The sequence below is a fragment of the Pseudoalteromonas sp. MMG012 genome, assembly GCF_018100875.1.
GTDB classification, from domain to species: domain Bacteria; phylum Pseudomonadota; class Gammaproteobacteria; order Enterobacterales; family Alteromonadaceae; genus Pseudoalteromonas; species Pseudoalteromonas aurantia.
This window is the reverse complement of record NZ_JAGJEF010000017.1, coordinates 20,185-43,832: the sequence shown is the minus strand read 5'-3', so window position 1 is coordinate 43,832 and position 23,648 is coordinate 20,185. Positions and strand designations below refer to the sequence as shown.

Sequence of the window (23,648 nt, the reverse complement as noted above, 5' to 3'; positions counted from 1 at the left end):
ACATTACTGTGGCTGAGCGCTATTATCACTATTGATTGACGTACTCTAACCAACCATTTGTGTCATCACTTTGTCCTTTTACTAAATCGAAATACGCTTTTTGCAACTCTTCAGTAATTGGACCACGTTTCCCATTACCCACCTGGATCTGGTCAACGCTGCGAACTGGCACAACTTCAGCTGCTGTGCCCGTCATAAAGAACTCATCAGCTAAATACAATGCTTCACGTGCTATAGACTCTTCACGTACTTCATAGCCCCTTGCTCGGGCTAGTTCCATGAGTGTATCTCGCGTTAAGCCTGGTAAAATACACGCCGTTGTTGGTGGTGTGTAAAGTATCCCTTTTTTAATAACAAATAGATTCTCACCCGCGCCTTCACTTAAACAACCATTGACATCGAGGGCAATACCTTCAACATAGCCATTGCGTTTGGCTTCACCTGAAATCAATTGTGAAGACAAATAATTACCACCAGCCTTTGCCGCTGTCGGCATAGTATTTGGTGCTAAACGATTCCAAGATGAAATACACACATCAACGCCATCAGCTAAACTGTCATCACCTAAATATGCGCCCCACTGCATCGCGGCAACAGTGACATCAGCTAAATGCGATTTCGGATTTAACCCTAAACCAACATTCCCTAAAAAAGCAAAAGGTCGGATATAAGCATCTTTAAAACCATTCTCACGCACTGCATCTTTACACGCCTGAATGATCTGCTCAGCAGTAAATGGAATTTCCATACGATAAATTTTTGCTGAATCGTATAACCGTTGAATATGATCCGTTAAACGAAAAATCGCTGGGCCATTCGGCGTATCATAGGCACGTATTCCCTCAAACACCGAGCTACCATAATGTAATGCATGGCTAAGTACGTGAGTTGTTGCTTGCTCGTAAGGGATCATTTCGCCGTTATGCCAAATCAATTCCGAAGTTTTAGTCATTTGTAATACCTTGTTCTTTTCTTAATAATTAATTTTAAATTGCCTGTTGCTGTAATGAGTGCAAATCAACCGTATGCACTTCAACCAGCTTACTCAGTTGTGATGTTAATAGATAGATCGGCTTATCACTGTCGACTGTCATTTTGACGTGAAATAATTCGTCATGGCCCTCCATCTCTAACTGAGTCAAACGAAACCCTCTGTGACGTGCAACTCGGAGAAAACGCTCGACAGCAATACCTTGATTTTTAACTGAGATTGTTAGTTGATGTTTCATTGCGCTTTCTCCGTCATCATTTCATCATTAGCAGCCCCTGGTGGTACCAAAGGCCAAACATTTTCTTTATCGTCTATACATGCATGTACAATATAGGGCCCTGTTGAATTAACTAACGCATCTATCGCACTATCCACTTCATCTGCATGAGTAATAGTTTGACCGGGAATACCAAATACAGCCGCTAATTGCACAAAATCAGGGTTATCAGATAAATTAGTCTCACTGTAACGCCCTTCAAAAAAGAGTTGCTGCCACTGACGTACCATACCCAAACGTTGGTTATCTAAAATAACGATTTTCACTGGTAAATTATTGCGTCTTATGGTCGCAAGTTCCTGAATGTTCATCATGATAGAACCATCACCCGATACGGTCACAACCATATTCTGTGGACGCGCTATTTGTGCACCTATTGCCGCAGGTAAACCAAAGCCCATAGTGCCAGCACCGCCACTGCTGAGGTGATTGCTTGGGTGACTGAACGTCATATGTTGTGCAACCCACATTTGATGCTGACCCACGTCACAACATACCACCCCATCAGTTGGCATTTTCTTACTGAGCTCTTTCAGTAAATACGGCGCAAACACTTTTTCACCTGGGTAGTCATAACGCCAAGCATGTTGCTGCTTTAGCTGTATTATTGTCCTCAACCATGCTTCATCAGTGACAAAGCACCCAAGTGCCGGTATCGAGGCTTTAAGATCCGCTATCAAAGAAGCGGCTACCGGCTTACGTTTACCCACTTCCGCAGGGTCTATATCCAAATGAATAACTTTTGCCTTAGCGGCAAATTTTGCTAGATTTCCGGTCACTCTATCGTCAAAGCGCGCGCCGATACATACAAGCAAATCACATTCTTGCACCGCAATATTAGCGGCTTGACCACCATGCATACCCAACATACCTAAATCGTATTCATATTCAGGCAAAACGCTTCCTAATGCCTTTAATGTCGAGACGGCTGGCATCTGAGTTTTATTCAAAAACTGCATCAACTCGGCTTGCGCGCCAGCACTTTGCACACCCCCACCCACATAGGCGATAGGACGCTTAGCTTCAGACAGTAATAATTCCGCTTTTTGTACTTCACTATTGAGTAATTCTGGTAACTTCTCCTCCATCGCAAGCCAAGGCTGAAAAGGGGCCGAGGCAAGCTGGATATCTTTGGGAATATCCACCAGTACTGGGCCCGGACGACCAGACATGGCTAAATGCATAGCCTCTTGTAGCACTTCAGCTAAATCTTCAGCTCGCTCAACCATATAACTGTGCTTCGTGCATGATAAAGACATACCTAAAACATCAATCTCTTGAAAAGCATCAGAGCCAATAGCTGCGGTCGGCACTTGGCCTGTGATTGCAAGCAAAGGTACAGAATCCATCATTGCATCTGCCAATGCAGTGATCAAATTGGTGGCACCAGGCCCTGATGTTGCAAAACACACTCCCAGCTTCCCTGTACTACGTGCATAACCAACCGCCGCAAAACCTGCACCTTGCTCATGACGCGTCAAATAATGCTTCACAGGCGCACCATAAAGGGCGTCGTAGATGGGCATAATTGCCCCTCCGGGATAACCAAAGACTTCTTGAACGCCGTGTTTGGCAAGTAAGTCGATAAGTAATTGTGCGCCTGTCATTATTTTCCCCATTCCCAATCGTTCAAATTATCACTAAGAAATTTAGCCCTAAAACCAAGAAGCCCCCCGAACTTTTCAGTGCGGGGGGCTTCTCGTTGATGCTTTTTAAAGCACTAACTCGCCCCCGCGGTAATAATAATTACCACGTTTATAATCACGACTAGAGTTAGTACTTTTGTTAGCATACTGAATATCACCAAATTAAATTATTTACGTAACGACAAATCGCTGTTTCTCGACTTGCCTTGTTCTTTTTCTATTAGTAACCCGAAGCCCAACCCAAGTCAACCATAAAAACAATGCTTAATATCAATGAAAAACACTTTGCAAAGGTTTTTCAATCCACACAAAGTAATATTTCAAATAAAAAAACCTGAATTTTACAATTTCTTTTTGTTTTGACGTGTTCATATTTTATTTACAACACATTTCATCCTGTAAAAAAATCATATGAAACTTTTATGATCTACTCGGTATTTTGATTATGATGATACATCACAATCTATTCTAGGGAATACCATGGCAACCTACACTGCTCGCCTTATCGTCATTTTCATCATCGGCTTTTTATTTCTATTTAGCCACAACGGGCATACAACACCTGCGTTATACAAAATCGAAAAGTCAGGGATCACATCCTATTTATTGGGCACTGTACATGTAGGTGATGAATCAATGAAGAGGCTTAATCAGATGGTCACTACAGCGATTGATGCCAGCAGTGCTGTCATTGTTGAAGTCAATATTAACAACTTATCACCCCTTGAAATACAACGTCGCTCAGCACCATTTATGCTACTCACCCCACCTAACACCTTAAAGAATCAACTGAGTAAAAAAAATTACGCCCAATTAAAAGCGTATCTAGCCGAAAAAGAAATCGATATTGCAGTATTTAATCAATATGCCCCTTGGGCAGTTATGGTTACAGTATTACAAATGGAATACCAGAAATTAGGGTTCAAAGATGATTTTGGCATTGATAAGCAGGTGCTTAACTATGCAAACATGAAACAAAAACCCATCATTGAATTAGAGACACTGGAACAGCAATTTGCCATGTTTAACCGCTTAAGTGCACAAGGTGACAGTATGTTAACCGAAACATTCAAACAAATGGGTGATATAGAGCACTACTTTTTAGATTTGATCCGCGCTTGGAAGCAAGGTGATATGGCCACACTCAGTAAATACTACAATTTAAGCTTTGACGACAGTACTTATGGAAGGTTTAGTGAGCAAGTCATGCTCATTGAACGTAATAATAATTGGGTTAATATGTTAACTAAGCAACTGACAAAACAATCTTTATTTATCGCAGTCGGTGCCCTACACCTGCCAGAAAAACACGGCCTAATAGCGCAATTACAACAACACGGTTTTGTCATTACCAATATTTCAGTAAAATAAGACTCACGCCTTTATTATGCCAAATGTACTGAACGCTCCCACATTTGGCATAGTGAAGCGCCTGCCTCCAACTTTTGATTTAAACCTTTTCAGCTTATTTCACGTCACACCCTATAAATGCATAAATTGGGGTAAAGAACATGAAGACGATTGTACTTTTAGTGCTTTTAATGCTTTTAATGCTTTTAGCAGCCATCAACACGGCAAACGCCGCTGACAATCATATCATTAAACAGTATTTTGCAATTGAAGACAGCCAAGTGCTGGAAATTGACGTACCGGTCGGTAACTTAAAAATGATCGCCTATGATGGTGAGCAGATTGAAGTATCAGTTGTTTTAAAATCGCAGCAGCACGGCAATTGGTACCCACACACCAACAACTTATCTGATATAAAATTAAAAAGCCAACGCAACCAGAATAAATTGTCACTGTCAATTGATGAGGAAAACTTGCAACAACATTGGCACGTAAAAGTACCAACTGCCTTTCGCTTAGATATCGAAATAGGCGTAGGCAATGTTGATATTGCAGATCTTGACAATTCCGCAGAGGTTGAGGTTGGCGTGGGCAAGGTACGCATTGGTACCAACGTATCTGATTTTAACTCTGTATCTTTAGAGTCTGGTGTAGGCAACACCAGCTTAATTGGGTTAGTCAACAAAGCTCAGCATCACAAAAAAGTGATTCACTCTGAAACCATATATCACGGTAAAGGCGCATATAACCTAGAGGTTGAAGTTGGGGTTGGAAATATTAAAGTACGTCATTGAATTAGCCCAACATGTTCAAGCGCTGTGCGCACTGACTCTTTCCTTAATGGTTTCAGAATGGTCACGTCAGCACCCAGCGCTTTTGCCCGATTTAATTCTACTGGTTCACTATTTGCGGTCACAACAATGATGGGTTCAGATAAGCCCAGTGTTTGTCGAATATATTCAATGGCCTGAAAGCCATCCATCACCGGCATATTTAAATCCATAAAAATCACATCATAATGATGAGTACTCAAATCATCGACAGCTGCCAATCCATGCTCAACATGCTTCACGGTAATTGAAAATGTCTCTAGTACTTTTTTAATTATCTTTGCATTTAATGGGTTATCTTCCACTAATAAACCAGTTAAAGGCCGTAGTTGACAATGTTGTTCTTGTTGGCTTTGCACGAGATAAATAGGGGTTTTTACCCGTACCACGGTACCGCTAGATAGCCCCTTTTCAAACTCTATGTCTCCGCCCATGGCATCTAACAACCATTTACACCGTACCAAGCCTAGCTGTAAACCTTGAAAGTGTGTCTCTGCCACATTGCTTGAAAGCGGCGAAACACCAGAAAAACCACACCCGGTATCTTTTACGGCGATCTGCAAGTAAGTCAGAGTTTCATCTAAATACACCTCGATTAATACACTGCCTTGCTCGGTGAATTTAATCGCATTATCAACTAATTGGCCAATGATCCACGCCAGGTGTTCATGATCACAAGCAATAACCAATGATGTAGAAAATGAAAACTCGGTCTCTAATGCTATCTTTTTCCGCTGTGCTTCATATTCATGGGGTGAAATCGCCTGCATCAGCGTTTGAGTAAGATCATCAGGCACCACCGACACCAGAATATCTCCTTGCTCCCAACGACTAAACTCTTGAATTGCATTCAACTGGTTAACTAATTGCTTCGCCGACACCTCTACTTGTGTCAGCTGTGATTGCGCCCCATCTTGGCGGTATAGGTTTAAAAAACCCAAAATAGCTTGTAAAGGCGTTCTTAACTCATGACTTGCACGAGCAAGAAAGTGCGTTTTCATGGTTAAGGCATGCTGCGTTTTTTGTTTTTGAAGTTCAAGAGAATCGATTGTATCCCTTACCTTTTTCTCCATTGGTTTAAAGATAAATACCACTTCTAACCAAAGCACAACGATTGCACTGACCCAGAATACAAATTCAAACAAACGTGTTAATGCCACTTTACGATTAGCACCTTGCTCAAAAAGTTGCACAGCTTGTTGTTGATAAAATAGTAATACCTGTGCTTCATTGGCCATCTTAATAGCCACCTCTGCACTGAAGGTTTTAGAGTCATATAACGCTAAAAAGTCTAAGCTCCGTTTATTCAAATTAGCCGGCGCATCAAAATACAATGTCATTAACGTTTCAGACAAAAATACATATTTCCCCTCTTTTTCACCTAGGATCATCTGATGATTGGCCGAAAATACGCGCACACTTTTATCCAACTCTGTAAAAAGTGTCTGGGTGAGCTTTTGCTCTTTTTTATAAAAAACAATTTGATTGACGTGTAACGCTATTTTCTGTGCCAACATACGTTGCATACCTGCACGATTAATAAGCTCCGCATCCTCTTGTTTTTGCTGCAAAAGGTATTGCATCGCCGCAGCCGCCAATGTGACTAATACCCCCATTACCAACACTGCGATAAAATAACGGCTGCGCATAGACTTAATGATATTACGCATATTAACTTATCCATCCTATTTGCCATAAAGTGTAGTGTAAAAATTGAAAACTAACATAACCTCACTTGACACCTAGATGGCTAAAGTGTTTCAATGCGTGCTCACCCTATTTGAGGGTCAATGTAAACTCACCGAGTAATATGTTGGCCTAGGGCTGGAAGAGGTGCGTTATTCAGGTACTTGTGTTGAGGAGAGCAAACTCCCATGACACACAAGGAGGGGAACTAACGCCGAGAAATATATACTATTTGCTCAGTATACATTTCGGGCGACTGGGTTGAATCCCAGCGACTGTCACCAATTGCAGCGTTAATCATATTAACAACGCACATATGTTTGGTGGAGAGCTTCTGGTCTTAAAATAATAAGGCCACTCGCCTTGTCATTTTTAAGTCCATTGCTCTTCGAATTTTAACTGTTCGAAGTTTGGACTCACTCCAGACCCCGAACAAGATATAAGTTCGGTAGAGATGAAATCACAATACGATTTATCCAACTATCCGTTGTGGACAGCCTTAGTTACGCCTTTTGATGCGAATAACCAAGTTGACTATGACACTTTACATTCGCTTGTGAATGAACAAGCGCAAGCAAATAACGGTATTCTCCTGCTTGGCAGTACTGGTGAAGGGCTGGCCTTAAGCTCTGCTGAGCATAAGTGCATTGTCGAGACTGTTTGCAACATGCAATTAGACGTCCCTATTATGGTGGCTGTGGGCGGTATGAACTTACAAGATCAGTCCGAATGGGTGGCGTTTTGTAATAGCCAGCCGATTCATGCACTGTTGCTTGGCTCTCCGTTATACACAAAACCTGGGGTAGTCGGCCAAACACAATGGTTTGACACCCTGCTGAGCGCCACTGACTTACCTTGTATGTTATACAACGTACCTGGACGCAGTGGGGTATCCATCACACCCCAAGTGCTCAAAAATCTAGCCCACCATACAAATTTATGGGCACTCAAAGAGGCCAGCGGTGATATTGGAGTGTTTGAAGCTTTCAGAAAAGCCAATCCAACTCTCGCTATTTTTAGTGGCGATGACGGCCTCATGCCATATTTTGCTCAAGCCGGAGCTGCTGGACTCGTATCCGTGGCCGCAAATGCCTGGCCAAAGCAAACCGCTGAGTTTGTTCGCCGCTCGTTAGCGGGGACTTTTCCTAACTTGTTTACAACTTGGACTGATGCTGTTAATAGCCTATTTTCAGTGGCTAATCCCATTCCAGTCAAAGTATTAATGCATGTACAGGGCAAACTTAGTACCCCTAATTTACGTCCTCCATTAACGCACCTAGAGTTGCCGTGTACTCAGGCAATTGACCGTGCAAACACCACAATTTTATCTTGGAATTAAGGCAGTTATTATGAGCTGGTTAGAACTATTAAACAATTTAGAAAATGGCAGTGTACGTGCTGCGACACAAGACGAACAAGGCAACTGGCACGCTAATATCGAAATAAAGCAAGGTATTTTAGAAGCTTTTAAAAATGGCAATAATATTGAATTCCCGGGTGGTTTTGTTGATAAACATAATTTAGCACCACAAGGGTTTGCAGCTGAAGCAGGCGTTCGTATGGTCCCTGGTGGCAGTAGTGTTCGCCGTGGTGCGCATGTTGCATCGGGTACCATTATCATGCCACCAGCATATGTGAATATCGGTGCCTACATAGGTGAAGGTACTATGGTCGATAGCCACGCATTAGTAGGATCATGTGCTCAAGTAGGTAAAAATGTACATTTAAGTGCCGCAGTCCAACTTGGTGGTGTACTTGAGCCTATCGGTGCCAGCCCTGTCGTTATTGAAGACGACGCATTTATCGGTGCAGGCTGTGTGATTGTTGAAGGTGTTGTGGTAAAAAAAGGGGCCGTTTTGGCACCCGGCGTACGTTTATCAGCGACGATCCCTGTCTATGACTGTATCAACGAGCGTCAACTAGACAAAGGCGAAGCAATTCCAGAAAATGCCATTGTTATTCCAGGCTCTCGACCATCGTCAAGTAAGTGGGGCCGTGAGCAAGGCCTGAATATGTCGTGTGCACTTATCGTCAAATATCGTGATGAACAAAGCGATGCTTCTTTAGAATTAGAAGAGGTATTACGATAATGACTTTTTTGAGCACACCATTACGTCAAACTATTACTGAGTTGACTAAACAAGAACATACTCCGTTTTTTGTTTATGACTTAGATGGCTTACTGTCACACCTAAAACCACTCACAGAGCAATCTGTTGTGAAGCTATGGTACGCAGTTAAAGCTAATCCTTTATCTAACGTGATCCAAACCTTAGATAAAGCGGGGTTTGATTTTGATGTGGCCAGTAACGGTGAACTTGACCAAGTTTTACGTCAAGGTATCGATGCTAGCCGAGTGCTCAATACTGGACCTGCCAAATCAAAAAGGCAGATCCAGCACTTTCTGTCACAAGGTGTACGTACCTTTGTGGCAGAAAGCCATAATCAAGTTAAGTGGCTTAATGATGCTGCTGAAGAATTAGATATTCAACTGCGTATTTTACTTAGAGTACAGCTGCGCTGGCCTGAAGGTGAGAAAAACCCACTTGGTGGTGATAGCCTAACGCCTTTTGGATTAGGCGTTGAACAATGGCACTCGTTGCAAATAAGTAAATACCAAGCCCTGAATTTTGTTGGCCTGCACATTTTCCAATGGGGCAACATGTTAAGTACTGAGAAGCTCGCGCAACTTTGGACGCAAATGGTGCCGCCACTAAAAGCTCTGGCCGATAACTTGGGCTTCAAATTAGACATATTAGACTTAGGCGGTGGCTTAGGGATCCCTTACTCTGAAAACGACGCTCAGTTAACTTGGCCAACTTTGATTGACGCACTCGCACAAATTAAGGCATCAGCTGGCGTAACAGAGCTGTGGATGGAGCTTGGTCGATATGCTGTGGGAGAGTTTGGTCATTATGCCAACCCTGTCGTCGAACAAAAACAAAACTATGATGAGCATCAACTTATTATGTCGGGGGGTATTAATCACCTGTTGCGTCCAGCAGTAACCAACCAAGCATTCCCGTGTGAACTACTACGTAATTCAAGCGCAGCATCTCGCAGCTATGTGCTCCATGGCCCGTTATGCACAGCCTTAGATAATTTAGGCTATCACACGTTACCTAAAGATATACACGAGCAAGACTGGTTGGTATTCAGCCAATGTGGCGCGTATGGCTTTACAGAAAGTATGCCCTACTTTTTATGTCATGAATTACCAGCTGAGTATGTGATTGAGCACGGCAAAATATGCCACGTCAGAGCTATGCAGCATGCCAGTGATTATTTAAGATAAGGAGCCAATATGACCCCAATTAAGCAAGAAAATATTCAAGTGGGTGAAATAGCAAACGGGCTACCATTAACGATTCCAGTGTATCGTTTAAAAGGCAATGGTACCGGCCCACGCGTCTATATTCAGGCCAATATGCATGGTGCAGAAGTGCAAGGCAATGCCGTTATTTATCAATTACTAGAACAGTTGCAACAACAGACATTGGCTGGTGATATTACGTTAGTCCCTTACGCCAACCCTATTGGATGTAACCAAAAGTCTGGGGAATTTACGCTAGGCCGCTTTGACCCAATTACAGGCACCAATTGGAATCGCATGTATCAAAGTCATCTACCATTAGTGGATACCTTTGTTGCTGAACATCTCGACAGCTCCTTAAGCGAAATTAAAAACCAGTTTTCAGCAGCTTTAGTACAAGCGACACAAGCTATGCTTGATGGGCCAGCATACAGTATAAATACCGGTAAACGCATAGCTTTAAACCTACAACGCTTAGCCCATGAAGCAGACATTGTACTGGACTTACACACTGGGCCTATTTCATCTAAACATCTATATTGCCCAGAATATGCCAAGGCGAGTGCCAGTTACTTTAATATTCCCCATGTGCTGCTCATTCCCAACGACTTTGATGGAGCACTTGATGAAGCCAGTTTTTGTCCGTGGTGGGCATTGAATGAAGCCTATAAAAAACAGGGGCGAGATATACCTGTTTTAGTTGAAGCATTCACTGTTGAACTTGGCTCTCAAGAAAAAATTGACTTAACCGAAGCCAAAGCAGATGCAGCAAGTCTACTCAGCTACTTAAGCTATAAAGAAGCGTTGCTAAACTCGCCATTTAAACCACAAGCAATGGTCCGCTACGGTTGTATGCTGCAAGATTACCTAGCCTACTATGCACCAATGGGTGGCATGGTTGAATACACAGCGGTACTGGGCAGCCATATAAAAGCAGGTGACACAATCGCTCATATTTTGCGCATGGAGCGTTACCTGTCGGAGCAACCTTTGCACAGCATCACTTTAGATAAAGATGCCATTGCTATCTTGCATTTTGCATCAGCAAGCGTCAATCAAGGAACTGAATTGTATAAGTTCTTTACTAATTACTTTGAGCTATAGCTCAATCACAATATTGCGTGAGAGTAAGCTGGTATCAACCTGCTTACTAAGGAATGGCGGCGATGCCGCCAACCTTTTTCCATTCAGATCCGCTAACTAGCATACTTGACCCCAAACCTAAACAGCAGTTATTCATCCTCATTTAATATAAAGCGGTGTATAATTGTCACTTCAATAATATTCTATGAAACAATACACTATGGAACTGCGTTCACTTGTTTTTGGTACTTTACTTTCAGGGCTTTCATTTACAACTCTCGCTGAGACACCTGCAAACAACGATGAGATTGATCTAGTTAAGCAATGCATTCTGAATGAAATTATTGGTGGCGATAAAAAGCAAACAATTGAGCAACTGAGGACTCGATGCGCTAAGCTGGATGCCGCAAAACAGCTCAGTTCTTTAGATAAGCGCGTAGCGCGAGAGCGAGTCGGTGAAAAAAACCGTAATGTACTTACACCACATCACCGTAACTATATTTTGCCTGTATCCTACATAAGCAACCCTAATAATCGCCCTTTCGATGGTCTTAAGAATATTGATACGGAAGCGGGTGAGCCGCTTGATAACTTTGAAGCGAAATATCAACTGTCTCTTAAAATACCACTTTATAGCGATTTTTCCGATAGTGACCAAGCCATTTATATGGGCTTCACTTTACAATCTTACTGGCAGCTTTATAACAAAGATATCTCTTCACCGTTTCGTGAAACCAATTATGAACCAGAACTATTCTGGGTTAACTTCCTAGATGATGAAAATGTCCTTTGGGGTGATGAAATGGCGATAGTGTTAGGTATCTCTCACCAATCTAATGGTAGAAGTCAACCTAATTCACGTTCTTGGAACCGTATTTATGCAAATTTCATCTGGGAAAATAATGGTTTTGTCTTCAGTTTCAAACCTTGGTATCGACTGCCAGAAGAGCGTAAAACTGATGTACTAACGGCCAAAGGAGACGACAATCCAGATATTCATAAATATATGGGTTACTTCGAGCTTAGTGGGGTGTATAGATATAAAGAGCATGAATTTGGCTTTACTGCGCGGAATAACCTTAACAGTGACAATCGGGGCGCTCTACAAATTGACTGGTCATTCCCTATCTGGGGAAAGTTACGAGGCTACGCACAATACTTTAATGGCTACGGTGAAAGCTTGATTGACTATAACGCAGACATTCAACGATTTGGGGTGGGTATACTGCTTACCGATATTTTATAAATACCACGCTCTACCCTGAAAATAGACCCACGATATAAAAAAGCGCCCTATTTATGGCGCTTCTTATTGTCATTACTCGTCTTCAGATAGGCTTTTTTTATCTCGCCTTTGATAAAATATTGCCGCAAGTAAATAACCAACACATACATACATGTTCAGTATAGGAATACAGGATGAAATTATTGCAGGCTTTTTCCTGAAACCCTTTAACTTCGCAATCAATAAATTAAACGGCAAAGCAATAATTACTGAGCCGACCACCACTAAAAATATCGGGTGCAATTCACCTGTTCTAAATAGTTCTAAAAATTCCATGTGACACCTTATATATTATTCTGGGGAAATGGGCACTATGGTCACACTTCCTCCGCCACTACCACCCATCCAACCTTCGCTGTACACCACCGTAACTGCAATACCGTATTCAGCAGCCTTATCTAAAAACCGCTGTAATCCTGCACTACTACTAAACGAGTATTGGCCCTGAATTGACGCACCAGCATCGGGGATTTTGTTACCATTGATGTCCCGAGCGCTGTTGGCTTTATAATTTAACTGCAAAACGGCACTACCTGCTGTCGCAGTGGTCATGATCAGTACAGAGCCATCTTCAAACTTAAACCTCAGTTCAAGACCACTTAGCGGACCAACAACTGCACCACCAAAGATTGATGTTAATTGTGCTGACCAATACGTGAGTGGATAAGCAGATTGATACCAGCTACCTAACTTATCGTGGTTACTGAAATTTTGCGACAAACTCCATGCACTCCCTAACCCTGAAGAGGATGGGACTGGCACCGTAGTTGACGCCTCTATACTATTGAAATACGTATGCGCTTGATTCACTCTGTTCTGCAAATCTGAAGAAGTTGCGGTATATCGACCGGTCACCACAGTGGCTAATTCACCACGACGATCTAACTCTGGTCTAGACGTCACCCTAAACGACTTAACTAAGCCATTTTTAATACTAATAACATGCACATTATACTCAGAGCTAACACTGTCATACTCAGTCATCTCTTTCACTTTACTCACCGCTTTGGTGTGCATTTGCACTGCCGAAGAGCACGGATTACAAGTCACATTAATCGCAGCTTTGCTATCGTGAGTAAATAATAAAAGTAAAAAACAAAATGTAATAATGAGAAGTTTGCTATGTTTCATTTTCTATGTCCTTATAGGTAATTGCAGTTATCCATTAACTGACAATTTACAAGCTAGACCAAGAGCTGATATTAAGCAATTATTTAGTAGGTAATAATACGAAAAAAATAGTATTTAAGTTTTATTTTTAAATCGATGTGTTATTTAAGGATACACGCTATCCTGTTCTTAACATGCAAATTATGAACAACGCGTGCGCGCAGTATCCTGCTATGCTAAAGGCGATGAACTTTAGTGCATCACCTTTGAATTTATTGAGACCACCAAATATTATTTGAGTTGCTGAGTGAGCCAATACAAATCTGAGTGAATGCCTGCTGCGGTCACCTCTTTGCCGGCACCAGGGCCTTGAATAACTAACGGATTCTGCTCGTACCACAGACTTTTTATTACAAATATATTATCACCAGGGGTTAAATTCGCAATCGCCGAGCCTGCCTCAGCAAAAGCAATTCCAACTTTTGCAGTCACTGTACCACTGTCGCTAATAATTAATTGCCCTGTGTAACGGAGCGATTTACCCTCATCATCTGCTTGTTGGTATTTCGCAGCATAAAATGTGTCTAATTCATCACGTTTCGCTAAAAAGTCATCCCAACTACCTTCAGCTAAATGCACCGGCATTAGAGGTTCTAATGCAATGTCATCAACATCGAGTTCTAAGCCTAAATCACGCGCCAATATGAGCAACTTTCGTTGCATATCTCTACCTGATAAGTCTTCTCTGGGATCTGGTTCGGTATACCCCATTTCTTGTGCAGCAAGCACCAAGTCAGAAAACTTTTGATCAACAGTAAAACTGCTACATAACCAAGAGAGCGTGCCTGAAAATACCCCTTCAATTGACGTGATCACATCACCGCTATTTTGTAAGTCAGCCAAGGCAAAATTGATAGGCAAACCCGCACCAACACTGGTGTTATAACGCCAATGTAAATTACGCTCACGTTGCTGCTCTCGTAATAACTGATACCAACCTCTGTCGGCAGTACCTGCGTATTTATTAGCGCTGATCAAGTGACAATCACTGACCACAAAGTCTGGATACAGCAAACTAAATGCTTCACTTGCGGTGATATCAATCACCACTTTATGTTCATAATCTAATTCTGAAATGTGCTCAACAAGCGACTTACTGTTGTAACTTTGCGCTTCATTTTTCCATTGTGTCTGCCATGCTGATAACTCAATACCGCTCGGTGAAAATACCATCTCTTTTGAGCGCAGTAAACCAACAACCTTTAAATCAAACTGTGATTGCAAACGGGTAATTTGCTGCTCGCATTGTTGTAAAAATACATCTCCGACATTACCAATGCCGGCAATAATTACCGCAATCTCCCGACCTTTATTGATAAGCTTATCGTGCAATACAGCCAAAAGATCACTGTCTAATGCCTGATCGGTCAAGAACAACGCGTAATCACTGTCTTGATGAGCAAAGCGAACGACTACTTCACGATCATGGAATAATTGCTCGGCTTGCTGCTTGAGCCCTGAGAGCTCTGAGGAAGACGCAACCAGTGCACACCCTTGCAAGTTGCTTTCTACAATATTAATGCGCCCAGCGAGCTGCTGTGCAACAATATGCGTGAATGTTGCAGGCAACAGTAAATACGCTTCACCATTAACAATAAAATGATGAATACTGTGCTGAATAAGCTGACTTAACGTACGTACTTCACCCTTCGCTAAGTTTTCTACGCGCACTAAATCAAGGTTCTCAAAGGTGGTAATAAAGCGTTTTGCTTTGCTATACCCTTCTTTTACTATTTCTGTAGGTGACGCTTCAGGCTCATAACTGCTGCGCACTTGTAGCTTGATGTTACTTCCCTTTAAAGGAGAGAGTGTCTTAGCATGTAGCACTGGATTACCTAGTCTTGCCAATAAATTTGCTTGAGCACGGCACACCTTTGGGTATTTCAGCGCATTGCTCACTTTACGTGGATCGGTGCTATACACCCCCTGCGTATCGGTCCAGATTGAGACGGCACTGGCATCAATATAACTGGCGAGTAGCGTAGCACTATAGTCACTGCCATTTCGACCTAATGTGACGGTATTTTTATCACAATCTTGTGCAATAAACCCGGTAACCACATAGACCACCGCATCTTGCAACTGGGCGTAACATGCTGCTTTATTCTGTTGGTGTAGCAATTGTGCATCATGCAACGTAAACAATTGGCGGGCATCAATGCTGCGTGCAGCTACCTTAAGCTCATTTAGATAATGCGCTAATAACCGAGCCGACCATAGCTCACCATGGGCTAATAAGGGAGATTCTTGTAATTCTGATTGTTGAGCCAATTGAGTAATGGCAACTAACTCAGCGTCTAGCTGCGCTTTGAGTGCTCGGTGTACATCGCCAGAGAACAACTCATCAACCAGCTCACTCTGGTGCTTTTCCAACTGAATCAATACGTCTGAAAACGCTTGTTGATCTTGCTGTTGATAACTTTGCCAAAGCTTCACTAACGTGTTTGTGGTTTTACCCGCCGCAGAAACCACCACACAATCACCGCTTTTACAATGCCCAAGTATTATTTGCGCAACGGCTTGATAGCGTGACGCAGAGCTTAAGCTTGAGCCACCGAATTTATGTACTACTCTTGTCATTTTTCTACCACAAAACCGTATGAGCCGGTGTTAATTTAAAAGTTTTTGCCTCATCAGATCCTTTGCTTTGACCTGGTGTAGTGCGTTTAAACGCTTGCTCTAGATCAGCCACCAAATCATCTAATTCTTCAATACCCACTGAAATTCGAATCAGCGTATCTCCTACGCCCGCTTCAAGACGAGCTGTCGCATCCATACCCGCATGTGTCATGGTCGCAGGATGACAGATTAAGCTCTCTACGCCACCCAATGATTCCGCCAATGAAAACTCATTTAAAGAGGTCAAGAATGCAGCAGAGTCACTTAACACGCCTTTTATGTCAAAGCTCACCATGCCGCCGAAACCAGCTTGCTGCTTTTTAGCTAGTTCATGTTGTGGATGAGATTCTAAGCCTGGGTAATACACTTGACTAACATAGTCCGATTGCTCTAAGTATTTGGCAATCGCCAAGGCATTTTCTTGATGCTGCTTTAAACGTACATTCAGCGTTCGTAAGCCGCGAAGCGTTAAATAGCTATCAAAGGGCGCGCCCGTAATGCCAATGTTATTTGCCCACCATGCTAGCTCCTCACCCAGTTCCGCAGTACGTGCGATCACGGCACCACCGACCACGTCTGAATGACCATTAATATATTTAGTGGTTGAGTGAACCACAATGTCTACACCAAACTTAATGGGGTTTTGTAATGCCGGTGACAAAAAAGTGTTATCTGCAGCAACTAGTGCACCTGCTTGCTTAGCTGTTTTCACCACAGCTTCTATGTCTGTCAGGCGAAGAATAGGGTTGCTCGGTGTCTCAATCCATACCACTTTTGGCTTTATATCTAAAATTTTCTGATAGCTTTCAGGCTGTGTTAAATCAAGTACTACAAGGTTTAATAAGCCACGCTTTTGCAATGATGTGAATAAACGATAACTGCCGCCATAACAGTCATGGGGGATCACCAACGTGTCATCGCTATTTAATAGTTGCGTCACTAAGTGAACAGCAGACATACCCGTTGCGGTAATAATGCCTCTTTCTCCGCCTTCTAGCTGAGCTAATGTTTCAGCTAAAATATCTCGATTAGGGTTACCACTGCGACCATAATCATAATCTCGTTTGGTATCGAAATCTGCAAATGAGTACGTAGTTGATAGGTATAACGGCGGTACGACCGCACCATGGTGCTTGTCTGCTTCTATGCCATGGCGTACTGCGATGGTTGATTTATTACGTTCACTCATATCGTCACCTAGATAGTTGGATGTTTAGACGTCTAAAAGGTTAGATTAATAAATACTAGAAGTCAAAACATTTATACTGCTAAATGGCTATTTACTTAGTATTTGACTATCTTATTTAAACCGATAAAATTTCGCCACTTCAAAAAAATGATCGCGAATACGATCGAACGAAACACTTACTATGGCAAGTAAAGGGGCTTTTGCCTAGACCATCACAAACAATGTCATATAATGACAACCAGTAAGTACATAGTTCCGTCGGATAGGCACTACAAAATAAAGGCAACAACAACATTATGGCTAAATGGAATGGTGAATATGTTCACCCGTATGCAGAACACGGTAAAAAGTCTGAACAAGTAAAAAAGATCACTGTATCAATCCCGTTGAATGTATTGAAAGTGTTAACTGACGAGCGGACTCGCCGACAAGTTAATAATTTACGTCATGCAACCAATAGCGAGCTACTGTGTGAAGCATTTTTACATGCATTTACTGGGCAACCTTTGCCAAACGATGAAGATTTACGAAAAGATAATCCAGAAAAAGTACCTGAAGAAGTGCGTCAAATTATGGAGTCTATGGGGTTAGAAGTGCCTATCATTGATGAAGAATAGTCAATTAGAAGCTCCTTCGGGGGCTTCCTATTCTTGTTTAATTTCGATAACTTCGAACTTTCAGAACCGCATTTTGCAACTTTAATCATCATTCATATCTGACAACTTCCACAATCTAAAACGTTATGTGCGCAATACACTCCCAAGTAATAAATACCGATATCGACATATAAGGGCTACGGCTATACCCATATAAAACGGCTTTAGTATCTACTTCATTAAAATATCACTCACTCTCGCGAATGAGATCTCGCATTCATTGCGTCAAAAGATGATTCATGTCGAAACTTTTGCTTCATTGCCACACCATCTATCGGTCTAACATCTCACCATTTACTTAAAAATGAGTGTAAGGCACTTTGTACAAAGAGAAAAATGAGAGTATCCAAATGAAGATGATTAAGAAAATACGTATTAGTAGGTATCGTTAGGGAGCAATATCAAGATAGATGGAATCGATATTCTGAATAAACAAAAGCCCCAACCAAAGGCCGGGGCTTTCAAAGACAAATCTTAAATTAGTTTAAAACTAAAATTAAGCTTGCTTAGGACGTGCAATAACGTCTACTAAAGTCCAAGATTTATTCTTAGAGATAGGAGCACACTCACGAATAGTAACTGTGTCGCCTGCTTTAGCTGTATTGCTCTCGTCATGTACGTGCAACTTAGTTGTACGCTTGATGTATTTACCGTAGATCGGGTGCTTAACCTGACGTTCGATACCTACAACAATAGACTTTTCCATCTTATCGCTGATCACACGACCTTGAAGAGTACGGATTTTATCAGTCATTATGCACCTGCCTTCTGGTTGATAACCGTTTTAACACGCGCAATACTGCGACGTACTTTTCTTAACTCGTGAGTCTGAGCTAGCTGACCAGTGCTTACTTGCATGCGCAGGTTGAACTGCTCACGTAGAAGCTCAAGAAGTTCAGCATTAAGCTCTTCAACGCTTTTGTCTTTAAGTTCGCTAGCTTTCATCACATTACCGTCCGAGTTACAAATGTTGTTTTGAAAGGTAATTTACGAGCTGCAAGGTTAAATGCTTCGCGAGCAAGCTCTTCCGGCACACCTTCCATCTCATAAAGTACTTTGCCTGGCTGGATTTCTGCAACCCAGTACTCAACAGAGCCTTTACCTTTACCCATACGAACTTCAAGCGGTTTGTTTGTGATTGGCTTATCTGGGAATACACGGATCCAGATTTTACCTTGACGCTTTACGTGACGTGTCATAGCACGACGAGCTGCTTCAATTTGACGCGCAGTCATACGACCACGGCCTGTTGCTTTCAAACCGAAAGAACCGAAGCTTACTTTGTTTCCGCTTGTAGCAAGACCACGGTTGCGGCCTTTATGCATTTTACGGAATTTTGTACGTTTTGGCTGTAACATTAATCGCTACCCCTTACTTAGCACTTTTTTTGGCTTTCTTCGGTGCACGTTTAGCTGGCTTCTCTTGCTCTTGAACTAGTGGTAAACCACCAATTACTTCGCCTTTGAAGATCCAAACTTTAACACCGATGATGCCGTAAGTGGTTAAAGCTTCAGAAGTTGCGTAGTCGATATCAGCACGTAGAGTATGTAGAGGTACACGACCTTCACGATACCACTCAGAACGTGCGATTTCAGCGCCGCCTAGACGACCACTTACTTCAACTTTGATACCTTTAGCACCAATGCGCATTGCGTTTTGTACCGAGCGCTTCATAGCACGACGGAACATAACACGACGCTCTAACTGAGATGCAATACCGTCAGCAACTAATTGTGCGTCAAGTTCTGGCTTGCGTACTTCAGAAATATTAATCTGAGCAGGAACACCAGCGATCTTAGTTACAGCTTGACGAAGTTTTTCAACATCTTCGCCTTTCTTACCGATAACAACACCAGGACGAGCTGTATGAATTGTTACACGGATAGATTTAGCTGGACGCTCAATAACGATTTTAGACACAGAAGCCGCTTTCAATTCCTTAGTAAGGAATGTACGTACTTTGTGATCGCCAAAAAGCTGTGCAGAGAAATCTTTTGTACTCGCGTACCAGGTAGAAACCCAAGGTTTAGAGATACCTAGGCGAATACCAGTAGGATGAACTTTTTGTCCCATTACTTATATCTCCTAGCTATCTGAAACCACAACAGTGATGTGGCTTGTACGCTTAAGGATGCGGTCTGCGCGTCCTTTAGCACGTGGCATAATACGCTTCATTGTAGGACCATCGTCCACAAAAACCGTAGCTACACGTAGCTCATCAATGTCAGCACCTTCGTTATGCTCTGCGTTAGCAATAGCAGACTCAAGTACTTTCTTAACCAATACAGCCGCTTTTTTAGGGCTGTATGCCAGGATTTCTAGTGCGCGATCTACCGGAAGTCCGCGGATCTGATCTGCAACTAGACGTGCTTTTTGCGCCGAACCAGAGGCGAATTTGTGTTTAGCTAATGCTTCCATCATATTCCCCTATTAACGCTTCTTCGCTTTCTTATCCGCAGCATGGCCGCGGTAAGTACGAGTAGGTGCAAACTCACCTAGTTTGTGACCGATCATTTCGTCTGTAACGAATACAGGTACGTGCTGACGACCATTATGGACAGCGATGGTCAATCCGATCATGTTAGGGATGATCATTGAACGACGGCTCCAAGTCTTTATAGGCTTCTTGTCACCGCTTTCCAACGCCTTCTCTACCTTCTTCAGCAAGTGTAGGTCTATAAATGGACCCTTCTTGAGAGAACGTGGCATGGCAATTCCTCAACTATTACTTAGTACGACGACGTACTATTAGTTTATCCGTACGCTTGTTCTTGCGCGTTTTAGCACCTTTAGTAGGCTTACCCCATGGAGACACAGGGTGACGACCACCAGAAGTACGACCTTCACCACCACCGTGTGGGTGATCAACCGGGTTCATGGCAACACCACGAACTGTCGGACGAATACCACGCCAGCGGTTAGCACCTGCTTTACCTAGTGAACGAAGCATATGCTCAGCATTGCCTACTTCACCTAAGGTAGCGCGACAGTCAGACTCAACTTTACGTACTTCGCCTGAACGAAGACGTAGAGTCACGTATTGACCTTCACGTGCTAGGATTTGAACGTATGCACCAGCAGAGCGTGCAATTTGCGCACCCTTACCAGGTTTTAACTCTACGTTGTGTACAGTCGAACCTACAGGCATGTTACGCATCGGTAATGTGTTACCAGCTTTGATAGGTGCATCAACACCTGACTGGATCTGATCACCGGCTTTAAGGCCTTTAGGTGCAATGATGTAACGACGCTCACCGTCTGCATATAATACAAGAGCGATGTTTGCGCTACGGTTAGGATCATACTCTAAACGCTCAACAGTGGCTGGAATGCCATCTTTAGTGCGTTTGAAGTCGATTAAACGATAGTGTTGCTTATGACCACCACCGATATGACGAACCGTGATACGACCGTTGTTGTTACGACCACCTGATTTAGAGTTTTTCTCTAAAAGCGGTGCGTATGGCTTACCCTTGTGTAGCTCAGAGTTAACCACTTTAACGACGTGACGACGACCCGCAGAAGTTGGTTTACACTTTTGAAGTGCCATAATTCTAACTCCCCTTATTACTCGGCGCCGCCGACAAAGTCTAGCTCGCTACCTTCTTTAAGAGTAACGTAGGCTTTTTTCCAGTCGCTACGACGACCGAAACGTTGACCTGTACGTTTTGTTTTACCCTTAACGTTTAGAGTGCGAACACCAGTTACTTCTACTTCAAAAAGCTTCTCAACTGCCGCTTTAACTTCAGCTTTAGTTGCATCGTTTACTACTTTGAAAACAATCGTGTTGTTTTCTTCAGCAGCGATCGTGCTTTTCTCAGAGATGTGTGGAGTAAGAATTACTTTTAAAAGACGTTCTTCACGGATCATGCTAGCGCCTCCTCAAGTTGCTTAATAGCACCTGCAGTAATAAGTACCTTATCGAATGCGATTAGGCTTACTGGGTCGATGCCAGCTACATCACGAGTGTCAACCTTATAAAGGTTACGTGAAGATAGGAATAGATTCTCATCTACTTCTTCAGTCACGATAAGCACGTCTTTAAGCTCAAGTTCTTTAAGCTTAGAAACTAATTCTTTTGTTTTTGGTGCTTCAAGACCAAAACTTTCAACAACGATTAAACGCTCTTGACGAACAAGCTCAGACAAAATGCTTTTGATTGCACCGCGATACATCTTACGGTTAACTTTTTGGCTGTGGTCTTGCGGCTTAGCTGCAAAACTTACACCACCGCTGCGCCAGATTGGGCTGCGGATTGTACCAGCACGTGCACGGCCAGTACCTTTTTGAGCGAATGGTTTTTTACCACCGCCTCTAACTTCAGAACGTGTCTTCTGAGCACGAGTACCTTGGCGAGCACCTGCTGCATATGCAACAACTACTTGGTGTACCAATGCTTCGTTAAACTCACGTCCAAAAGTAGCTTCGGAAACTTCAAGCGCGCCAGCGCCTTTAATTGCTAATTCCATCACTAAATCTCCAGGACTTATGCTTTAACAGCAGGTTTAACGATAACGTCGCCGCCAATAGCGCCAGGTACAGCACCTTTAACTAGAAGCAGATTACGTTCAGCGTCAACACGTACTAGTTCAAGATTCTGAGTCGTTACACGCTCAGCACCCATATGACCGGCCATTTTCTTACCTTTAAACACCTTACCAGGTGATTGGTTTTGACCGATTGAACCAGGAGCACGGTGAGACAAAGAGTTACCGTGTGTAGCGTCTTGCATGCTGAAGTTCCAGCGCTTAACACCACCTTGGAAACCTTTACCTTTCGAAGAACCGGTAACGTCTACTTTGTTGATATCAGTAAATAATTCAACAGTAAGTTCATTACCTACTTCAAAATCGCCTTCACCACCATTTAGGCGGAATTCCCACAGGCCACGACCCGCTTCAACACCAGCTTTTGCGAAATGACCCGCATCTGCTTTGTTTACACGGCTTGCTTTTTTCTCGCCTGCAGTAACTTGAAGCGCATTGTAACCGTCTGTTGCGTCAGATTTGATCTGAGTAACACGGTTAGGAGTTGCTTCAATAACTGTCACAGGGATAGATACACCATCTTCAGTGAAGATGCGTGTCATACCCACTTTACGACCGACTAGACCTAATGCCATTTTCCTAAAACCTCTCTAATCTTCCGATTAACCCAGGCTGATTTGAACATCAACACCAGCAGCAAGGTCTAGGCGCATTAGAGCGTCTACAGTCTTGTCAGTTGGTTCTACGATGTCGATCAGACGTTTATGGGTGCGGATCTCATATTGATCTCGCGCATCTTTGTTCACGTGCGGAGAAGTCAATATTGTAAAACGTTCAAAGCGAGTTGGAAGTGGGATTGGACCACGTACCTGAGCGCCAGTGCGTTTCGCTGTTTCCACGATTTCCGCCGTTGATTGGTCAATCAAACGGTGGTCAAAAGCTTTTAGGCGAATACGAATGCGTTGATTTGACATTCTTTAACAACCTCAATTAAAAGAGCATTTAAAAAGAGCATAAAAATACCACCAGAACAAAATAATAAATTATTTGCCGGTTGGGATCTTTA

27 protein-coding genes and 1 riboswitch are annotated in these 23,648 nt (G+C 42.7%); of the genes, 8 read left to right on the top strand and 19 right to left on the bottom strand.

Translation table 11 applies throughout. The annotated features are described in order from the left end of the window. Nucleotides 1-28: 28 nt before the first annotated feature. Genes J8L97_RS08335 through ilvG form a run of 3 tightly spaced genes read right to left on the bottom strand, consistent with a single transcriptional unit; the run spans nucleotide 29 to nucleotide 2,875 of the window. Complete coding sequence (locus J8L97_RS08335) at nucleotides 29-952, bottom strand: branched-chain amino acid transaminase (RefSeq protein WP_192508932.1); 924 nt, start codon at nucleotides 950-952, stop codon at nucleotides 29-31. Nucleotides 953-986: 34 nt separating this feature from the next. Next, nucleotides 987-1,229 (bottom strand): acetolactate synthase 2 small subunit, encoded by a 243-nt coding sequence (gene ilvM / locus J8L97_RS08330; RefSeq protein ID WP_192508933.1) that lies wholly within the window; start codon nucleotides 1,227-1,229, stop codon nucleotides 987-989. Next, nucleotides 1,226-2,875, bottom strand: a complete 1,650-nt coding sequence (ilvG, locus tag J8L97_RS08325) for an acetolactate synthase 2 catalytic subunit (RefSeq protein ID WP_210995779.1) — start codon at nucleotides 2,873-2,875, stop codon at nucleotides 1,226-1,228. The genes ilvM and ilvG overlap by 4 nt, the downstream gene beginning before the upstream one ends. Before the next feature lie 519 nt (nucleotides 2,876-3,394). On the opposite strand from ilvG, the gene J8L97_RS08320 reads away from it, so the two are divergent. Continuing rightward, complete coding sequence (locus J8L97_RS08320; RefSeq protein WP_211048733.1) at nucleotides 3,395-4,285, top strand: TraB/GumN family protein; 891 nt, start codon at nucleotides 3,395-3,397, stop codon at nucleotides 4,283-4,285. Between the two features lie 140 nt (nucleotides 4,286-4,425). Continuing rightward, a complete protein-coding gene (locus J8L97_RS08315; RefSeq protein ID WP_211048731.1) occupies nucleotides 4,426-5,058 on the top strand; it encodes a hypothetical protein in 633 nt (210 codons plus the stop codon). On the opposite strand, the gene J8L97_RS08310 is transcribed toward J8L97_RS08315, so the two are convergent. Continuing rightward, entirely contained in the window at nucleotides 5,052-6,764 is a 1,713-nt protein-coding gene (locus J8L97_RS08310; protein WP_211048729.1) for a response regulator, read from the bottom strand. The genes J8L97_RS08315 and J8L97_RS08310 overlap by 7 nt on opposite strands. A gap of 150 nt (nucleotides 6,765-6,914) precedes the next feature. Beyond that, a riboswitch (Lysine riboswitch) is annotated at nucleotides 6,915-7,122 on the top strand. Between the two features lie 112 nt (nucleotides 7,123-7,234). Here J8L97_RS08310 and dapA point away from each other — a divergent pair. The 5 genes from dapA to J8L97_RS08285 all read left to right on the top strand — a co-directional run bounded on the left by dapA (nucleotide 7,235) and on the right by J8L97_RS08285 (nucleotide 12,422). Then, on the top strand, nucleotides 7,235-8,119 hold the full coding sequence (dapA, locus tag J8L97_RS08305) for a 4-hydroxy-tetrahydrodipicolinate synthase (protein WP_211048727.1): 885 nt from the start codon (nucleotides 7,235-7,237) through the stop codon (nucleotides 8,117-8,119). Nucleotides 8,120-8,129: 10 nt separating this feature from the next. Beyond that, nucleotides 8,130-8,870 carry a 2,3,4,5-tetrahydropyridine-2,6-dicarboxylate N-succinyltransferase gene (locus tag J8L97_RS08300; protein WP_211048725.1) on the top strand — a complete coding sequence of 247 codons (741 nt, stop codon included), beginning with the start codon at nucleotides 8,130-8,132 and terminating at the stop codon, nucleotides 8,868-8,870. Further along, nucleotides 8,870-10,075, top strand: a complete 1,206-nt coding sequence (locus J8L97_RS08295; RefSeq protein ID WP_211048723.1) for a PLP-dependent decarboxylase — start codon at nucleotides 8,870-8,872, stop codon at nucleotides 10,073-10,075. The genes J8L97_RS08300 and J8L97_RS08295 overlap by 1 nt, the downstream gene beginning before the upstream one ends. A 9-nt stretch (nucleotides 10,076-10,084) precedes the next feature. Next, nucleotides 10,085-11,197, top strand: coding sequence for a succinylglutamate desuccinylase/aspartoacylase family protein (locus J8L97_RS08290; RefSeq protein WP_211048721.1), 1,113 nt, complete (start codon nucleotides 10,085-10,087; stop codon nucleotides 11,195-11,197). A gap of 199 nt (nucleotides 11,198-11,396) precedes the next feature. After that, nucleotides 11,397-12,422, top strand: coding sequence for a phospholipase A (locus J8L97_RS08285; RefSeq protein WP_211048778.1), 1,026 nt, complete (start codon nucleotides 11,397-11,399; stop codon nucleotides 12,420-12,422). A gap of 72 nt (nucleotides 12,423-12,494) precedes the next feature. Here J8L97_RS08285 and J8L97_RS08280 read toward each other — a convergent pair whose 3' ends face one another. The 4 genes from J8L97_RS08280 to metB all read right to left on the bottom strand — a co-directional run bounded on the left by J8L97_RS08280 (nucleotide 12,495) and on the right by metB (nucleotide 17,439). After that, nucleotides 12,495-12,737 (bottom strand): hypothetical protein, encoded by a 243-nt coding sequence (locus J8L97_RS08280; protein WP_211048719.1) that lies wholly within the window; start codon nucleotides 12,735-12,737, stop codon nucleotides 12,495-12,497. Between the two features lie 15 nt (nucleotides 12,738-12,752). Next, nucleotides 12,753-13,592 (bottom strand): hypothetical protein, encoded by an 840-nt coding sequence (locus tag J8L97_RS08275; protein WP_211048717.1) that lies wholly within the window; start codon nucleotides 13,590-13,592, stop codon nucleotides 12,753-12,755. 270 nt (nucleotides 13,593-13,862) lie between these two features. Beyond that, a complete protein-coding gene (gene metL, locus J8L97_RS08270; RefSeq protein WP_211048715.1) occupies nucleotides 13,863-16,211 on the bottom strand; it encodes a bifunctional aspartate kinase/homoserine dehydrogenase II in 2,349 nt (782 codons plus the stop codon). 4 nt (nucleotides 16,212-16,215) lie between these two features. Then, the gene (gene metB, locus J8L97_RS08265) at nucleotides 16,216-17,439 is read right to left on the bottom strand and encodes a cystathionine gamma-synthase (protein WP_211048714.1); all 1,224 of its coding nucleotides are present in this window, start codon (nucleotides 17,437-17,439) and stop codon (nucleotides 16,216-16,218) included. A gap of 296 nt (nucleotides 17,440-17,735) precedes the next feature. On the opposite strand from metB, the gene metJ reads away from it, so the two are divergent. Further along, entirely contained in the window at nucleotides 17,736-18,056 is a 321-nt protein-coding gene (gene metJ, locus J8L97_RS08260; RefSeq protein ID WP_192508946.1) for a met regulon transcriptional regulator MetJ, read from the top strand. Between the two features lie 535 nt (nucleotides 18,057-18,591). On the opposite strand, the gene rpsQ is transcribed toward metJ, so the two are convergent. From rpsQ to rpsJ, 11 genes are read right to left on the bottom strand one after another with little or no spacing between them, the layout of a single operon-like run. Next, complete coding sequence (gene rpsQ / locus J8L97_RS08255) at nucleotides 18,592-18,849, bottom strand: 30S ribosomal protein S17 (protein ID WP_010367075.1); 258 nt, start codon at nucleotides 18,847-18,849, stop codon at nucleotides 18,592-18,594. After that, complete coding sequence (rpmC, locus tag J8L97_RS08250) at nucleotides 18,849-19,040, bottom strand: 50S ribosomal protein L29 (protein WP_192508947.1); 192 nt, start codon at nucleotides 19,038-19,040, stop codon at nucleotides 18,849-18,851. The genes rpsQ and rpmC overlap by 1 nt, the downstream gene beginning before the upstream one ends. Continuing rightward, nucleotides 19,040-19,453 (bottom strand): 50S ribosomal protein L16, encoded by a 414-nt coding sequence (gene rplP, locus J8L97_RS08245; protein ID WP_010367077.1) that lies wholly within the window; start codon nucleotides 19,451-19,453, stop codon nucleotides 19,040-19,042. The genes rpmC and rplP overlap by 1 nt, the downstream gene beginning before the upstream one ends. 13 nt (nucleotides 19,454-19,466) lie before the next feature. After that, nucleotides 19,467-20,168 carry a 30S ribosomal protein S3 gene (gene rpsC / locus J8L97_RS08240; RefSeq protein WP_192508948.1) on the bottom strand — a complete coding sequence of 234 codons (702 nt, stop codon included), beginning with the start codon at nucleotides 20,166-20,168 and terminating at the stop codon, nucleotides 19,467-19,469. Nucleotides 20,169-20,180: 12 nt separating this feature from the next. Beyond that, nucleotides 20,181-20,513, bottom strand: coding sequence for a 50S ribosomal protein L22 (gene rplV / locus J8L97_RS08235; RefSeq protein WP_192508981.1), 333 nt, complete (start codon nucleotides 20,511-20,513; stop codon nucleotides 20,181-20,183). 12 nt (nucleotides 20,514-20,525) lie between these two features. Further along, nucleotides 20,526-20,804: a 30S ribosomal protein S19 gene (gene rpsS / locus J8L97_RS08230; protein ID WP_010367084.1), complete on the bottom strand. Its 279-nt coding sequence runs from the start codon at nucleotides 20,802-20,804 to the stop codon at nucleotides 20,526-20,528. A 16-nt stretch (nucleotides 20,805-20,820) separates the two neighbouring features. After that, nucleotides 20,821-21,645, bottom strand: coding sequence for a 50S ribosomal protein L2 (rplB, locus tag J8L97_RS08225; RefSeq protein ID WP_010367086.1), 825 nt, complete (start codon nucleotides 21,643-21,645; stop codon nucleotides 20,821-20,823). 17 nt (nucleotides 21,646-21,662) lie between these two features. Continuing rightward, nucleotides 21,663-21,965 (bottom strand): 50S ribosomal protein L23, encoded by a 303-nt coding sequence (gene rplW, locus J8L97_RS08220; RefSeq protein WP_211048712.1) that lies wholly within the window; start codon nucleotides 21,963-21,965, stop codon nucleotides 21,663-21,665. Then, nucleotides 21,962-22,564 (bottom strand): 50S ribosomal protein L4, encoded by a 603-nt coding sequence (gene rplD, locus J8L97_RS08215; protein WP_010367090.1) that lies wholly within the window; start codon nucleotides 22,562-22,564, stop codon nucleotides 21,962-21,964. Before rplD ends, rplW begins: the two co-directional genes overlap by 4 nt. Nucleotides 22,565-22,581: 17 nt before the next feature. After that, entirely contained in the window at nucleotides 22,582-23,217 is a 636-nt protein-coding gene (gene rplC, locus J8L97_RS08210) for a 50S ribosomal protein L3 (RefSeq protein ID WP_010367093.1), read from the bottom strand. Nucleotides 23,218-23,244: 27 nt separating this feature from the next. Then, nucleotides 23,245-23,556 (bottom strand): 30S ribosomal protein S10, encoded by a 312-nt coding sequence (gene rpsJ / locus J8L97_RS08205; RefSeq protein WP_010367096.1) that lies wholly within the window; start codon nucleotides 23,554-23,556, stop codon nucleotides 23,245-23,247. Nucleotides 23,557-23,648 lie beyond the last annotated feature (92 nt).